Origin of the sequence: Desulfovibrio sp. JC010 (assembly GCF_010470675.1) — a bacterium.
In the GTDB taxonomy this organism is placed as follows: domain Bacteria; phylum Desulfobacterota; class Desulfovibrionia; order Desulfovibrionales; family Desulfovibrionaceae; genus Maridesulfovibrio.
On sequence record NZ_VOIQ01000005.1, the window covers coordinates 228452 to 242724 of the forward strand.

Consider the following 14273-nt stretch of genomic DNA (forward strand, 5'->3'; position numbering starts at 1 on the left):
AAAGATGAAAGGCCGGGGCTGACGCTCCGGCCTTTTGGGGTTTTTAATACAAATGACAAGCGACCTTATGATCGCTTTCCGTCTCTTTGAGTTCCGGTTGCTCCTGCGAACAAATATCCATGGCCTTTGGGCAGCGGGGGTGGAAAGGACATCCTGAGGGGGGTGAAATAGGGCTGGGCATATCTCCTTCGATAACTACATCCTCTCCCTGAACTGCCGGGTCCGGGACCGGAACAGCATCAAGCAGGATTTGTGTGTAGGGATGCTGGGGATTGCTGTAGAGCTTTTCCGCAGTGGTGATTTCCATAAGCCGGCCCAGATACATGACCGCCACTCGGTCGCTGATGTGGCTGACCACCGAGAGGTCGTGGGAAATGAATACGTAGCTCAGTCCGAATTCCTGCTGGATGGATTTAAGCAGGTTGAGAACCTGTGCCTGCACGGAAACGTCCAGTGCTGATACGGGTTCATCACAGATGATCAGGTCCGGGTTCATGGCAATGGCCCGGGCGATGGCAACGCGCTGACGCTGACCTCCGGAAAATTCGTGGGGGTAGCGTTTGTGGTGCTCCGGTCTTAAGCCGACCTGAACCAGCAGTTTTTCCACCCGCTGTTGAATCTCTTCTTTACTGCCGGATTTGTGGATACGCATGGATTCGGAAATAATATTGCCGATTCGCTGGCGCGGATTGAGCGAGGAATACGGGTCCTGAAAGACCATTTGGAGCATGGTGCTGCGTTCGGCTGTGGTCCAGTCATCAAGCTTGCGTCCTTTGAAATTTATGGTCCCTTGATCCGGCTTTTCCAGTCCGGTAAGCAATCGGGCGAGGGTGGATTTACCGCAGCCGGATTCTCCCACCAGTCCGAGAGTTTCACCTTTTTTTACCTCAAGTGTGACGTCGTTAACTGCTTTGACTGTGGCCTTGGACATGGAAAAAAGGCCGTTGCTGACCGGGTAGTGGCGTTTGACGGTTTTTATTTCCAGAATGTTTTCGTTCATTTTTGACTCATTTTATTATGTATGCAGCCAGCAGCGTAACTGTCTGCCGTCTTTTTCCAAAAGCTGCGGTTCCTGTTCACGGCAGAGGTCAAAGGCCCGCTCACAGCGCGGGTTGAAGCGGCAGCCGCGGGGCAGGTCCAGCAGGGCGGGGACATTGCCGGGGATGGGGGTAAGTTCCGTGCGGCAGCCCAGCCGGGGCACGGAATTGAGCAGCCCCTGCGTGTACGGGTGTAACGGTTCTTTAAAAATATCGGAAATGGAAGCTGATTCCACAATCTGTCCCGCGTACATAACCGCCACCCGTGTTGCCACCCGTGCCACCACGCCAAGGTCATGGGTGATGAGCATGAGCGAGCCGTTCATTTTGTGTTTCAGATCATCCAGCAGCCGTAGAATCTGGGATTGAATGGTCACATCCAGCGCGGTGGTGGGTTCGTCGGCGATGAGGATTTCCGGGGAACAGACCAGAGCCATGGCGATCATGACCCTTTGGCGCATGCCGCCGCTAAGTTCATGGGGAAAATTGTTGATCCGTTTCTGCGGGTTGGGGATGCCGACCAGCTTGAGGGCATCTACAGCGGCTTCTGCTGCCTGCTTTTTATCCAGACCTTTATGCAGACGCAAGGTTTCACCGATCTGGTCCCCGATTTTAAAAACCGGATTCAGCGAGGTCATGGGCTCCTGAAAGACCATTGATAAATGGTTCCCGCGTATTTTCTGCAGCTTCTGTTCGGAGAGTTGTACAAGATCCTGATCACGGTAAAGGACCTGTCCGCCTGTGATCCGGCCCGGCGGATCGGGGATAAGCCCCATTACCGAGAGGGAAAGTACGGTCTTGCCGCAGCCGGATTCACCGACGATGGCTAAAGTTTCTCCTTGCCCTAAGTCCAGACTGGCATTATCCACAGCCTTGATGATTCCGCCCGGAGTGGCGAAAGATGTGGTCAGATTCTTGATTTTTAACTTTGGTGCGGTCATAAATGGTGAGTTATGTATAATTTTGCAGGATCGCGAAACACATCTAATATTTAATAGTTTAGATAACATAAAAATACAATCGACTTTGGAGTAATATACGTGGATAAAATCGCAGTAATCGGTGGCGGACTGGCCGGGTGTGAATGTGTAATGCAGCTGGCCAAGGCTGAGGTTGAAGTCGTTCTCTATGAAATGAAGCCTGATAAATATTCCGAGGCCCACCACCTGCCCGGTCTGGCGGAGCTGGTTTGTTCCAATTCCCTGCGTTCCGGTGAGCTGAACACCGCCATCGGGGTGCTCAAAAAGGAAATGGAAGCCCTCGGTTCCGTGCTCATGAAAGCAGCAATGAAGGCCCGTGTTCCCGCTGGTTCCGCGCTGGCAGTAGACCGTGAAGTTTTTTCCAAGCTGGTCACCGAGGAAATCGAGCAGAACGAATTTATCACTGTGGTCCGCAAGGAAATCACTTCCCTTGATGATCCTGAGCTGGCTGATTTTTCCAAAGTTATAGTTTGCGCCGGACCGCTCGCTTCCGAAGGGCTGACCGAAAGCCTGATCTCCAAAATCGGCGAACAGCGTTTATATTTTTATGATGCCATCGCGCCCATTGTCAGCCGTGATTCCGTGAACATGGACGTGGCTTTTTACGGCTCGCGCTACAAGCCTGAAGATGACGATTACCTGAACTGCCCCATGACCGAGGAGCAGTATTACTCCTTCATCAAGGAACTTAAAGAGGGCGAGCGCGTCGTGCCCCGTGAATTTGAAAAGGAAATCCATTTCGAGGGCTGCCTGCCCATCGAGGAAATGGCGGATCGTGGCGAGCAGACCCTTTCCTTTGGTCCCCTCAAGCCCGTAGGGCTGATCGATCCGCGCACTGAAGAGCAGGCTTACGCTGTGGTCCAGCTGCGTGCCGAGAACAAGGACAAGACCGCCTTCAACCTTGTAGGTTTTCAGACCAAGCTCAAGTATCCGGAACAGAAGCGCATTTTCCGCATGATTCCCGGCCTTGAGGACGTGGAATTCCTGCGCATGGGGTCCATTCACCGTAACACTTACGTCAACGCCCCGGAAGTTCTGGACGAAAAGCTGGCCCTCAAGGCCGATTCGCGCATTCATCTTGCCGGACAGATCACCGGAGTGGAAGGTTATCTCGAATCCGCAGCCTGCGGACTCTGGGTAGGGCGCATGCTCGCCGAGCAGGCCAAGGGCAACGAGCTTCCCGCGCCGCCGCCGGAAACTTCCATGGGCGCACTGCTCGGGCATCTGCGCGAAAAGAAAAAGAATTTCCAGCCCTCCAACGTCCAGTTCGGCCTCATGCCCGCGCTCAATAAACGCGCACCCAAGCGAGTTAGAAAAGAACTCTACGGTAAACGGGCAATGGAAATTTTTGAAAGCTGGTTCAACGCGAACTTCTAACAGCACAATTTTCAAAGCTATTCATTATTAAAACCAACTAAAAGGTTTTGGGATTCTTAAACCCTTTTGCAAAAGGGTTTAAGGCCCCCGGCAGGGTCGCCGAAGGCATCTCTAATGACAAATAAACATCCTTTTGAAATTAAACCGAACCGGACATTGCTGACTTTGGCGATTCCGGTTCTTTTCTCTATGGTCGCCGAGCCTTTGACCGGGCTGGTGGATACTGCCTTTGTTGCCAAACTGGGGCCTGAGCCGCTGGCCTCGCTGGGCATCGGGACTATTGTGTTCTCGTCCGTGTTCTGGGTTTTCGGATTCTTGGGCATCGGTACTCAGACTGAAGTCTCACACGCTCTGGGCAAGGGCGATCTGGAGAGGGCTGCATCGCTGGGCTGGATGGCGGCGGGGATTTCCGCTGTGCTGGGCATGGTTTTGATTGTTCTTGTCTATCCGTTTTTAGGGCATATCGCGGTGATGATGGGCGGCGAAGGGACCGTGCGTGATCTGGCCGTGGACTACATGGGCTACCGTCTGCTGGGTGCTCCGGCAGTGCTGGTGGTGCTGGCCTGCTTCGGCTCTTTGCGCGGCTATCAGGATATGCGTTCCCCGCTGTGGATTGCGGTGGGCATGAACGCGATCAACGTGGTGCTGGACTGGGGGCTTGTGTTCGGTAAAGGGCCGTTCCCGGTTATGGGCGTGGGCGGTGCTGCGCTGGCAAGTGCCATCAGCCAGTGGATCGGCGCAGTCTGGGCGGTGCTGGTGGTGCGTAGACATTACGGTTTTAATCTTGGATTCAGCCTTTCGGATGCACGGCGGCTGTTTGTGATCGGCGGGGATATGTTTGTGCGTACCGGGTGCGTATGTTTGTTCCTGCTGCTCTGCACCCGTTTTGCCACCAAGGCCGGGGCGGAGTCCGGGGCCGCACATCAGGCTATCCGCCAGTTTTATGTTTTTCTGGCCCTTTTTCTGGATGCTTTTGCTATCAGCGGGCAATCTCTGGTGGGCTATTTTGTGGGCCGCGCAGACCGGGGAACAGCGCGCAAAGTCGCGTCACTGGTCTGCAAATGGAGTTTCGTTACCGGGGTGCTGCTGACCATCGGCATGTATCTGGGGCAGCAGCCTGTTGTCTGGCTGTTGGTTCCGGAAGAAGCGTCCATGGTCTTTGGTCCGGCATGGCTGGCAGTTACTTTTTTGCAGCCGATCAACTCGCTTTCATTTGCCACGGACGGAATTCATCTTGGAACCGGGGATTTCCGCTATTTGCGTAATGCCATGCTGACAGCTGTTCTTACCAGCGCGAGTGCCCTTTTTGTGGTAGATTGGCTCCAGCCGGAAAATATGCTGTTTTGGATCTGGATAGTGGCCGGATTATGGACCAGTTTGCGGGCTTTGTTCGGTATGATCCGCATCTGGCCGGGGATTGGAAATGGTCCGCTTGCGTTGCGTCAGGATTGACAACGTGAGTGAACAATCATATCAAGCTTTTGCCTGAGGTGCTCTCGCGAGCTTAATAGGGAACCCCGTGAAAGTCGGGGACGGACCCGCCGCCGTGAGTCCTGTGTATTTTTTACCCCGTGGATCAAAGCCAGTTTGATCCTGCGTGCCACTGATTAAATTCGGGAAGGCCGGGTGAAATAGGACGAGTCGGAAGACCTGCCCGGGTACAAATCACGATCATTCTGACGGACAACGGGGCTTTTGCCTGTCAGAAATACTGTGCATGTTTGAATGTGCATGGTTCCACAATCTTATAAGCCCCCCAAATTCCAGGAGACTGTTATGCAGTGTCGTTTTGGGGACAAATCCAAGTTCATCCCCGCATTTCTTCTTGCCTGTTTTCTGCTGATTCCTTCACTTGCCATGGCCGGACACGGTGAAGCCAAACCTGTTAAAAAAGGCATTATGCTGGCTGCTTTCGGTTCCAGCATGCCCGAGACCCAGCCTGCATTTGATGCCATCGACAAGGCTGTGAAAAAGGCTTTCCCCGGTGTTCCGGTTTACTGGTCCTATTCTTCGGCTATTATCAGAGATGTGCTGGCTAAAGAAGGCAAGATTGTTGATTCCCCGGTTATGGCTATGACCAAGATGATGGATGCAGGTTTTACCCATGTAGCCGTGCAGTCCCTGCATACCATTCCCGGTGAAGAATATTTCGGAATAGTTGAAACCGTGGAAGCCTTCGAAGGCATGCCCAAAGGTATCAGCAAAGTAACTGTGGGCAAGCCGCTCCTTTACTCCGATGAAGACATGCGGCGTACTGTAAAGGCCGTTGTTGCCAACATTCCCAAAGACCGCAAGGCCAAGGATGCTGTTGTGCTTATGGGCCACGGAACCCACCACTTTGCCAATATTTACTACCCCGCTTCTCAGGATTATTTCTCCAAGGTTGACCCTAAGATTTTTGTTGGAACTGTTGAAGGTGCACCTTCCCTTGATGAGGTGAAAGTGCTGCTCAAGAAGAGCAAAGCCAAGAAAGTCTTCCTTATGCCTTTCATGTCTGTTGCCGGTGACCATGCCCGTAACGATATGGCTGGTGATGAAGATGATTCATGGAAATCCGAATTGACCAAAGATGGTTACAAGTGTGTTCCCGTACTCAAGGGTACCGCTGAATTCCCGCAGGTTGTGGATATCTGGGTTGACCATCTCAAGGTTGCTTTCAAGCACCTTGATGCTCATTAATTAAATCAGGCGGTGAGGATGGAATTTTCAGGTAATAGAAGGGCGCAGGCAGTTATAGTACTGTCCTTGCTCGTGCCGGTTTCCATCTTTGCCGCCTGTCTTTTCGGGGCTTACGGAACTGAACCTGCACAGGTTCTGGCGGTATTCAAGTCCGTTCTCGGTACCGGTACCCAGAAGGTTGATCAGGCCCTTTCGTTTATTATTATTGATCTGCGACTCAGCCGGGTCTGTCTTTCTTTTCTGGTGGGTATGTCGCTGGCTGTGGCCGGGACTGTTTATCAGGGCATTTTGCGCAACCCTCTGGCTGACCCGTTTACCCTCGGGGTAAGCAGCGGTGCTGCTTTCGGAGCCAGTCTGGCAATTTTCTCCGGTTCGACCGTGCTCGGTGCTGAACTGTGGACCAGATTCGGTAATCTGTTCCTGCCGCTGGCGGCACTTGCCGGGGCAATGGCCGCGCTTGGCGCGGTGCTCATGCTGGGCCGGATCGGTGGAAGACTGCGCCGGGAAACCATGGTTCTGGCCGGGATTGTGGTGGCGACTTTTCTTTCCGCGCTCATTTCCCTGCTTAAATCCCTTGATGAGGAGTCCGTGACGTCCATTGTTTTTTGGATCATGGGCAGTTTTCAGGGGCGCGGCTGGAGTCATCTGCAATTGTTTCTGCCGTACTTTATCGCCGGAATGATTCCGCTGGTTTATTATTCCCGTGAACTTGATATCCTGTCCCTTGGTGAGACTCAGGCCCGTCATCTGGGTATGGATGTTTCCCGCGTGCGTATGGCCCTGCTTATCGGTTCCGGTCTGCTGACCGGGGCGGCGGTGGCTGTGTCCGGGATTATCGGATTCGTGGGGTTGATTGTCCCCCATCTGGTGCGCATGTTTCAGGGCGCGGAACACAGGCCGCTTTTGCTGTCTTCCTCCCTGCTGGGTGGCCTGCTGCTGGTCTGGTCTGATGTTATTGCAAGATCGCTGCTTTCCGGCGGCGAGGAACTTCCGGTGGGCGTGGTAACCGCGCTGCTGGGCGGACCGTTTTTCTGCATTGTGCTTCGTTCCGGTTTTCGAAGTGGAAACGGGGGAAGCGGCTTATGATCAGGATTACGGACTTGAAAGCCGGATACGCAGGGCGGGAAGTTCTGCACGGGCTGAATCTTGAATTTCCCGCAGGTTCCATGACCGCCATTCTCGGTCCTAACGGCAGCGGTAAAACTACCCTTGTGTCATCAATTTCAGGTGTGCTTTCTCCTTTGAGGGGTACTGTTGAAATTGAAGGGCGGGAGGTTAATGCATACCGTCCCCGCGAACTGGCCGGGATTATGGCTGTGCTGCCGCAGCGGGTCGATCCTGCCTTCGGGCTGACCGTGAAATCCATGGTCATGATGGGCCGATACGCTCACGGTTCCGGTTTTTTCGGTTATGATGCAGAAGATGAATGCATTGTTGCCGAAGCTATCGGGCGGGTGGGGATCAAACACCTTGCAGAGCGGTCGGTGGCCGAGCTTTCCGGCGGAGAATTTCAAAGGGTGCTTATGGCCCGCACTGTGGCTCAGCAGGCCCGGGTTATGGTGCTGGATGAAGCTTCTTCCGGCATTGACGTGGCAGGAAAGATCGAGCTTTTTGATCTGTTGAAATCCATGAACCGGGATGGCGCGACCATTGTTTGCGTGATCCATGACCTCAATCTGGCGGCCCTTTATTTTGAACGGCTGGTCTTTTTATCCAAGGGTAATGTGGTTCTGGACGGCTCTCCGGCAGAAGTAATCACAGAGGAAAATATTTCAAATGTTTATGAAACATCTGTTGCGGTTGTTGAGCATCCCCGTCTCGGCGTTCCGCAGGTTCTTTTTTCTCCTGCTGCTGATTAGTTTTGCATCAGGCTTTGCTCCGTTTGGGGCGGTCAGTGCGCAGGCTGCGGTTTCAATTTCCGATGATTTCGGTAATGAGATAGCTTTGCAGGGACCGGCAAAACGCATTGTGGCCTTGTACGGATCGTTTAATGAGATTCTCTACGGTATGGATCTCGGCGACAGGCTGGTGGCCCGTACTGCTGCGGATCATTACCCGGAGCAGATTACAGCTTTGCCTTCCATCGGCACGCACATGCGGCCCAATCCGGAACTCATCGTGGCCCTCAAGCCTGATCTGGTGTTGCAGATGGCCGGGCGTTCGCAGGCTGCCACGGCCCTTGAACCTTTAAAGGAACGGGGAATTCCCTGTGCCATGTTCAAGGTCGCTTCCTTTGAAGAAATGTTTTCCATGATCCGCAGGTTGGGCGTACTCACCGGGGAATCGGACGCGGCAGGCAGATTGATTGATTCCATGAATGGCCGTTTGGATAAAGTGTTGCAGAAATATGTGACTTCATCCGTGCTGCCGTCCGTGTTTTTTGAAATACGATATCCTAACCTGCTGGCTGCCGGACAGGATTCAATTGTTAATGATATTATCCGTCATGCCGGGGGATTCAACTGCGTCAGTAATCGTAAAAAGATTGTGCGCATGGGCGAGGAAGAATTGATGCGGCTTAACCCGCAGAACTATGTTTACCAGACCGGACGCATGAATCCGTCTCCGGTCAGGCCTGATGAGCGCAGTCATTTTAGGCTCATTGATGCGGTGCGAAATAAAAGAATTTTAAAGGTGGATGAGTCGGTTTTTTCCCGGCCCGGTCCCAGAAATGTGGAAGCCGTGGAGATTCTGGCGGACTTCCTGCTTAATAATAAAGAGAAATAAATGAGTAATTCCGGAAAAATATATGGCATCGGGGTCGGCCCCGGTGATTCTGATCTGTTGACTGTGAGAGCGGTGCGCGTGCTGGAAAAAGTGGACGTGGTTTTCGCCGCTTCATCAACCAAGAATGAATATTCACATTCCCTTGAAATTGCATCCGAATTCGTGCGTGAAGATTGTGAAGTGGTCAAGCTCGGCTATCCCATGACCCGCGATAAGGAAGTGCTGACCGAGGCATGGGAAGATAATTGCCGCATTGCCTGTGAGATGCTCAGAGGCGGCAAAACAGCTGCGTTCCTGACTCTTGGTGATCCGCTCATCTATTCTACTTTCGGCTATATGATGCAGACCATGAAACGGCTTTGTCCTGAAGTGGAATTCGAGGTTGTTCCCGGCATCACATCATATCAGGCTGCTGCGGCGCGGTCACAGCAGGTGCTGGTGGAATCGGGGCAGAATCTGCTGCTTACTTCCGGTGTTGCCGATGCTGAGAAGTTTGCCGAGTCTTTGGAGATGGTCGATAATGCGGTGATTCTCAAGGCTTACCGTAATTTCCCGGAGCTGCGTAATACAGTGAATGAAATGGATAAGATGGATGTGAAATTCTACACCCGTCTGGGGCTGGACGGGGAGGCCATTTATCTGGACATCAATGAAGTGCCGGAGAAGACGACATATCTTTCGCTTATGTTGCTGACGGCGAAGAAGTAATTGATATTTTAGTGCAAATTAAGAAGGCCGTGAATCTGTGAGATTTACGGCCTTTCTTTTATTAACAGAAATGCAGTTCCTTGCAGGTGCGAACTTCCCTTGCAATGCGAAGTTCGAGCTGTTCGTCCTTGGCTGCTTCAAGATCGTATTTCTGCTGCAGATTTAGCCAGAATTGTGGTGTGGTATCAAAAAATTTTGCCAAACGCATGGCCGTGTCCACCGTTACTGCACGCTGTCCTTTTACAACTTGTCCAATACGTTGGGCTGGTATGCATAGAGCTGCTGCTAGTTTGTTTCTGCTTAAGCCCAATGGTTCCATGAATTCTTCCAGCAATATTTCGCCGGGATGAATTGGTCCGAAATCTGCCATGTTTTCCTCCCTAGCTGTGGTAATCGGTTATTTCCACTTGATAAGCGTGGTTGTTTTTCCAAATAAAACAAATTCGGTATTGGTTGTTGATCCGAATACTGTGTTGATCTGCCCGGTCTCCTTTCAAGGCTTCCAGCCTGTTGCCGGGCGGTACTCTTAAATCATTCAAGTCTTCTGCGGCATCTATCTGGATTAGTTTTTTGTATGCGTTTCTAGCGAGTTGGTTAGGAATAATCTTTGAATAGCTACGTTTAAAGATTTTTTCTGTCCCGCTGTTCTTGAACGATTTAATCATGATAAATAAATATATCGTTAGAGGTGTAACGTCAAGCGTTGTAGTGTGGTTTGAAAAAGAAGGCCGCAACAGGTGTTACGGCCTTCTATATTTTTAACTCTTAATAATCGGCGTCCCTGTTTCCTGTAAATCTTTTTGCAGCAATTCGCGCATACGCTTGCAGATGGGGCCGGGGCGGACATCGTGGATGGGTTTTTTGTTGAAGCGTACAACTCCTACGGCATCGATGGATGTGCCGCAGATGATTACTTCTTTTGCCAGCAGGATATCTTCTTCTGAGACAGCCCGGAAATCCACTTCAATCTCATCTTCAATGAGCTGCAGGGCGCGGGCAATAGTGGTCCCGGCCAGTGAGTTGGTGAATTTGGGAGTATAGAGTTTACCGTCCGGGCTGACAATGCAGACATTTTCAGTGGCACCTTCGGCGAGAAAGCTGAGATCGTCAAAGCAGAAAGGTACATCGAAACCTTCCTCCTTGGCGTTGATTTTCATCATTACGTTGGGCAGGTAGTCGATGGATTTGATTGTGGCCAGATAAGGCTGTTTGGCCGGAACCTTGCTCCTGAAGGCGGTTACGCCTTTCTCATACCATGATTCAGGTTTGGGTTCGTGCTTGTAGACCACGATATACAGGGAGGGAATCGGACATTCGTAAGGATCGATGCCGAACCCGCCGGGACCGCGTCCGAGCAGTACGCGCACCAGACCGGAGTCAACACCGGATGCCCCGGCAACTTCCAGAATGAGATTGCCGAGTTCATCCCACGAGCAGGGCGGCTCAAGGCTGATTGTACGCGCGGAGCGTTTCATGCGGCGCAGGTGCGGCTGCAGCTGGTAGAGCTTGCCGTCCACGAACTTCATGGTTTCAAATACGCCGTCCCCGCGATGTACCAGATGGTCATCCCAAGGCATGAGCATGAGCTTGGGGTCGGTGCAGACCAGCCCGATGCGGTGTTCGTAAAAGGCACAGACTTTCTCGGTTCCCGCGCGCATGGCGGAAATCATGGCATCAATATATTCGTTACTGTCTACTTTTCTGATCAATTCCGGACTCCGTAAAATTTATCTAAACCCCATCAGGGATCATAACCGCCATAAGCTTCAGGGAATCCCACTTCCGCAAAGCGGTGATACACTACCGCCAAAGGGTGGCCTTTCGCAAGTGGAATAGGTAATAAAAAAAGCGGTGAAGTCAAAACAACTTCACCGCTTTCTAATTTTTAAAGGCACCCTTTAATAAGTTTTGCAAAAATCAAAACTACTAAAAGATTTTGAAGAGTCCAGAGAAACTTTTGCAAAAGTTTCTTTGGTCCCCGAGGGGCCGCCGGAGGCTATTTCACACGGACCAGATCGCGTTCGATAAGGGTCTCGGCGATCTGTACGGTGTTCAGGGCTGCGCCTTTGCGGATGTTATCGGAAACGATCCACATGTTCAGGCCGTTTTCGATGGTTTCATCTTCGCGGATACGTCCGACGTATACATCGTCTTCACCGGTGGCGTCGATAGCCATGGGGTAGAGGTTCTTCTCGGGGAAGTCCACTACGGTACAGCCGGGGAAGTTGGAAAGCATGTTGCGGCATTCCTCAACAGTTACTTTCTCTTCGGTCTCAATGTTCACGGATTCGGAGTGGCTGTAGAAGACGGGCACGCGTACGGTGGTGGCGGTGAGTTTGATGGAATCATCACCCATGATCTTCTTGGTCTCGTTGACCATCTTCATTTCTTCTTTGGTGTAGCCGTTATCCATGAAAACATCGATGTGCGGCAGGCAGTTGAATGCGATCTGGTGCGGGTAGGCACTGGGGACCACGTCTTTGCCGTTGAAAAGTCTGCTGACCTGTGTTTCCAGCTCGGTGATGGCTTTCTGTCCGGTACCGGATACAGCCTGATAGGTGGAAACGATGATACGTTTGATCTTTGCTGCATCGTGGATGGGCTTCAGCGCAACAACCATCTGGATGGTGGAACAGTTGGGGTTGGCGATGATGCCGGGGTGCCAGTCGAGGTCTTCAGGGTTTACTTCAGGTACCACGAGAGGAATCTTGGGGTCCATGCGCCACTGGCTGGAGTTATCCACAACTACGCAACCCGCCTTGGCAGCAAGGGGAGCGAATTTTTCGGAGGTACCGCCGCCTGCGGAAAAAAGAGCCAGATCGAATCCTTCGAAGGAGTCTTCTTTCAACTCGATAACGGTCAGCTCTTCGCCTTTATAGGGAACCTTGGTTCCGGCGGAACGGGCGGAAGAAAAGGGAACAATTTCTGATGCGGGGAAGTCGCGCTGCTCAAGCACTTTGAGCATTTCACGGCCTACCGCGCCAGTGGCCCCTACAACTGCAACTCTGGGATTTTTGGTACTCATAACTAAACCTCCGTATTCTTGACCCGGACCATCGGCAGTCCGGTTTGTTTATTGGGTATGATACGCTTCGCGTTTTGATAGGTGATTTCGCCTCCGGCGGCCAAAGGAGCAAGCCGCTCCGCTCTCTGTATCCGTAAGACTCGAAGCAAAGTTTCTCGCCTAACGGCTACAGGCCTTTGGAATCCCTACTTACTTTAATAATTATCCTAAAATTTTAATGCTTGCCCGATTTCGAGGCAGGCTTTTGCTCTGTTTAATGTGTAAAGATGCACTCCGGGTGCGCCGCCGTCCAGCAATTCCTGAGCCTGTCTGGTAGCGAATTCGATACCCAGTTTGTAGACCGCCTCATCGCCGCCTTCCGCATGTGCTTTTTCAAGCGCGCTGAGGAATTTGCCGGGGATGGCCGCTCCGCACAGGGAAAGAATGAATTTCGCGGATTTGAGGCTCATGATGGGCAGCACTCCGGGCAGTACAGGGACATCAATGCCCATGCCTTTCAGCCTGTCGCAGAAATCAAAGTAGACCCGGTTATCGAAAAAGAGCTGGGTGATGATGAATTCTCCGCCCTCATCGATTTTGTACTTCATCCACTTGAAATCTTCCTTGATGGAAGGGGATTCAAGGTGCGCTTCCGGGTATCCGGCCACTGCAATGCCTACGCCGGGATGCTTTTCCTTAACGTAAGTGACGAGGTCTGAGCCGTGCTTGAAGGTCTGGGTGTTGAAGTCAAAATCATCATCGTCCGCCGGGGCGTCGCCGCGCAGGGCAAGGATGTTTTCAACGTCCGCCTCCTGAAGGGCGGAAACAAATTCACTGATGTTTTCAGGGCTGGCACCGACACAGGTCAGGTGTGCAAGAGGTTCAATCCCTGCATCCTGCTTCATTCTTTTAACAATTTCAAGTGAATTGTCCTGAGTTCCTCCGCCCGCGCCGTAAGTGACAGACGCGAAAAGCGGATTTAGAACTTTAAGCTTTTCCACAACATCAAAGAATTTAGGCCACGATTCGCGGTCCTTGGGCGGGAAAAATTCCAGTGATATGAACTGTCCGTTTTTATTAATCAGATCGATAATCTTCATGATGGCTCCAATTTGATGCGCTGCGCGCTTTTTGATGAATGGATTTGCCTCCGGCGGCCCTCCGGGGGCCAAAGAAACTTTTTGGAAAAGTTTCTCTGGACTCTTCAAAAACTTTTAGTAGGGCTTCGCCGCTGTAGCGCGGCAGATCGTGCGAGGCTTTTGGTTATTCTAACGAACGTTTTCACGTTCTTTCAGCATTTCGAGTATTTCGTAGTTGACGGGCAGGAATTTTACATCGCGCATGTTTTTAAGATCGAACCAATCGAAACGCTGATTTTCAAGTGATTTCACTTGGCCGGAAAATTCCCAGATGTCGAAAAAATTTAGGTGAACTGTATATTCGGGGTACTCTACTGTTTTTTCTATCCAAAAGTCAAAGCTTGTAGGGATTATACCCAGTTCTTCCTGCAGTTCACGGACAAGTGCATCGCCGAGGGATTCATTGATCTCGACCTTGCCGCCGGGAAATTCCCACCATCCGGCATAATCCTTACCCACGGGCCGCTCCGCAGAAAGAAATAATCCCTCTTTCCAGATAACCCCGGCAACAACTTCGATAGGTTTGTTTTTGGTCATTTCAATGTGGATTAAACAAGCTAGACAGCGAAGCTTATTAAAAGGTTTTGAAGGGATGGGGTCTGGGGAAGGGAAACTTTTGCAA

At 51.7% G+C, this 14273-nt stretch carries 15 protein-coding genes and 1 riboswitch; of the genes, 7 read left to right on the forward strand and 8 right to left on the reverse strand.

Features of this window, described 5'->3' with window-relative positions; genetic code table 11:
* Positions 1–43: 43 nt before the first annotated feature.
* On the reverse strand, positions 44–1000 hold the full coding sequence (locus FMR86_RS07695; RefSeq protein ID WP_163350514.1) for an ABC transporter ATP-binding protein: 957 nt from the start codon (positions 998–1000) through the stop codon (positions 44–46).
* 15 nt (positions 1001–1015) lie between these two features.
* Positions 1016–1978, reverse strand: a complete 963-nt coding sequence (locus FMR86_RS07700) for an ABC transporter ATP-binding protein (RefSeq protein ID WP_163350515.1) — start codon at positions 1976–1978, stop codon at positions 1016–1018.
* A gap of 99 nt (positions 1979–2077) precedes the next feature.
* On the opposite strand from FMR86_RS07700, the gene trmFO reads away from it, so the two are divergent.
* The 7 genes from trmFO (at position 2078) to cobI (ending at position 9508) form a co-directional block, all read left to right on the forward strand.
* On the forward strand, positions 2078–3394 hold the full coding sequence (trmFO, locus tag FMR86_RS07705; RefSeq protein WP_163350516.1) for a methylenetetrahydrofolate--tRNA-(uracil(54)-C(5))-methyltransferase (FADH(2)-oxidizing) TrmFO: 1317 nt from the start codon (positions 2078–2080) through the stop codon (positions 3392–3394).
* Between the two features lie 114 nt (positions 3395–3508).
* A complete protein-coding gene (locus FMR86_RS07710) occupies positions 3509–4846 on the forward strand; it encodes an MATE family efflux transporter (RefSeq protein WP_163350517.1) in 1338 nt (445 codons plus the stop codon).
* 19 nt (positions 4847–4865) lie between these two features.
* Positions 4866–5067: riboswitch (cobalamin riboswitch) on the forward strand.
* 103 nt (positions 5068–5170) lie between these two features.
* Positions 5171–6073, forward strand: coding sequence for a sirohydrochlorin cobaltochelatase (locus FMR86_RS07715; protein ID WP_163350518.1), 903 nt, complete (start codon positions 5171–5173; stop codon positions 6071–6073).
* 18 nt (positions 6074–6091) lie between these two features.
* Positions 6092–7159, forward strand: a complete 1068-nt coding sequence (locus tag FMR86_RS07720; RefSeq protein ID WP_163350519.1) for an iron ABC transporter permease — start codon at positions 6092–6094, stop codon at positions 7157–7159.
* The gene (locus tag FMR86_RS07725) at positions 7156–7932 is read left to right on the forward strand and encodes an ABC transporter ATP-binding protein (RefSeq protein WP_163350520.1); all 777 of its coding nucleotides are present in this window, start codon (positions 7156–7158) and stop codon (positions 7930–7932) included. Before FMR86_RS07720 ends, FMR86_RS07725 begins: the two co-directional genes overlap by 4 nt.
* Positions 7850–8800: an ABC transporter substrate-binding protein gene (locus FMR86_RS07730; RefSeq protein ID WP_239057172.1), complete on the forward strand. Its 951-nt coding sequence runs from the start codon at positions 7850–7852 to the stop codon at positions 8798–8800. Before FMR86_RS07725 ends, FMR86_RS07730 begins: the two co-directional genes overlap by 83 nt.
* On the forward strand, positions 8801–9508 hold the full coding sequence (gene cobI, locus FMR86_RS07735) for a precorrin-2 C(20)-methyltransferase (protein WP_163350521.1): 708 nt from the start codon (positions 8801–8803) through the stop codon (positions 9506–9508).
* Between the two features lie 61 nt (positions 9509–9569).
* On the opposite strand, the gene FMR86_RS07740 is transcribed toward cobI, so the two are convergent.
* From FMR86_RS07740 to FMR86_RS07765, 6 genes are all read right to left on the reverse strand, one after another.
* The gene (locus tag FMR86_RS07740; RefSeq protein ID WP_163350522.1) at positions 9570–9878 is read right to left on the reverse strand and encodes a HigA family addiction module antitoxin; all 309 of its coding nucleotides are present in this window, start codon (positions 9876–9878) and stop codon (positions 9570–9572) included.
* Between the two features lie 10 nt (positions 9879–9888).
* Positions 9889–10173 (reverse strand): type II toxin-antitoxin system RelE/ParE family toxin, encoded by a 285-nt coding sequence (locus FMR86_RS07745; RefSeq protein WP_163350523.1) that lies wholly within the window; start codon positions 10171–10173, stop codon positions 9889–9891.
* A gap of 93 nt (positions 10174–10266) precedes the next feature.
* Positions 10267–11217: an aminotransferase class IV gene (locus FMR86_RS07750; RefSeq protein ID WP_163350524.1), complete on the reverse strand. Its 951-nt coding sequence runs from the start codon at positions 11215–11217 to the stop codon at positions 10267–10269.
* A gap of 287 nt (positions 11218–11504) precedes the next feature.
* Positions 11505–12533, reverse strand: coding sequence for an aspartate-semialdehyde dehydrogenase (locus tag FMR86_RS07755; RefSeq protein ID WP_163350525.1), 1029 nt, complete (start codon positions 12531–12533; stop codon positions 11505–11507).
* A gap of 206 nt (positions 12534–12739) precedes the next feature.
* On the reverse strand, positions 12740–13612 hold the full coding sequence (locus FMR86_RS07760) for a methylenetetrahydrofolate reductase (protein WP_163350526.1): 873 nt from the start codon (positions 13610–13612) through the stop codon (positions 12740–12742).
* 168 nt (positions 13613–13780) lie between these two features.
* Entirely contained in the window at positions 13781–14188 is a 408-nt protein-coding gene (locus FMR86_RS07765) for a (deoxy)nucleoside triphosphate pyrophosphohydrolase (protein WP_163350527.1), read from the reverse strand.
* Positions 14189–14273 lie beyond the last annotated feature (85 nt).

Coding starts and splice junctions, on each gene's coding strand:
- cobI (WP_163350521.1), top strand. CDS start 8,801: ATGAGTAATTCCGGAAAAATATATGGCATCGGGGTCGGCCCCGGTGAT.
- FMR86_RS07715 (WP_163350518.1), top strand. CDS start 5,171: ATGCAGTGTCGTTTTGGGGACAAATCCAAGTTCATCCCCGCATTTCTT.
- FMR86_RS07700 (WP_163350515.1), bottom strand. CDS start 1,978: ATGACCGCACCAAAGTTAAAAATCAAGAATCTGACCACATCTTTCGCC.
- FMR86_RS07755 (WP_163350525.1), bottom strand. CDS start 12,533: ATGAGTACCAAAAATCCCAGAGTTGCAGTTGTAGGGGCCACTGGCGCG.
- FMR86_RS07730 (WP_239057172.1), top strand. CDS start 7,850: ATGTTTATGAAACATCTGTTGCGGTTGTTGAGCATCCCCGTCTCGGCG.
- FMR86_RS07720 (WP_163350519.1), top strand. CDS start 6,092: ATGGAATTTTCAGGTAATAGAAGGGCGCAGGCAGTTATAGTACTGTCC.
- FMR86_RS07765 (WP_163350527.1), bottom strand. CDS start 14,188: ATGACCAAAAACAAACCTATCGAAGTTGTTGCCGGGGTTATCTGGAAA.
- FMR86_RS07745 (WP_163350523.1), bottom strand. CDS start 10,173: ATGATTAAATCGTTCAAGAACAGCGGGACAGAAAAAATCTTTAAACGT.
- FMR86_RS07760 (WP_163350526.1), bottom strand. CDS start 13,612: ATGAAGATTATCGATCTGATTAATAAAAACGGACAGTTCATATCACTG.
- FMR86_RS07710 (WP_163350517.1), top strand. CDS start 3,509: ATGACAAATAAACATCCTTTTGAAATTAAACCGAACCGGACATTGCTG.
- FMR86_RS07725 (WP_163350520.1), top strand. CDS start 7,156: ATGATCAGGATTACGGACTTGAAAGCCGGATACGCAGGGCGGGAAGTT.
- FMR86_RS07695 (WP_163350514.1), bottom strand. CDS start 1,000: ATGAACGAAAACATTCTGGAAATAAAAACCGTCAAACGCCACTACCCG.
- FMR86_RS07740 (WP_163350522.1), bottom strand. CDS start 9,878: ATGGCAGATTTCGGACCAATTCATCCCGGCGAAATATTGCTGGAAGAA.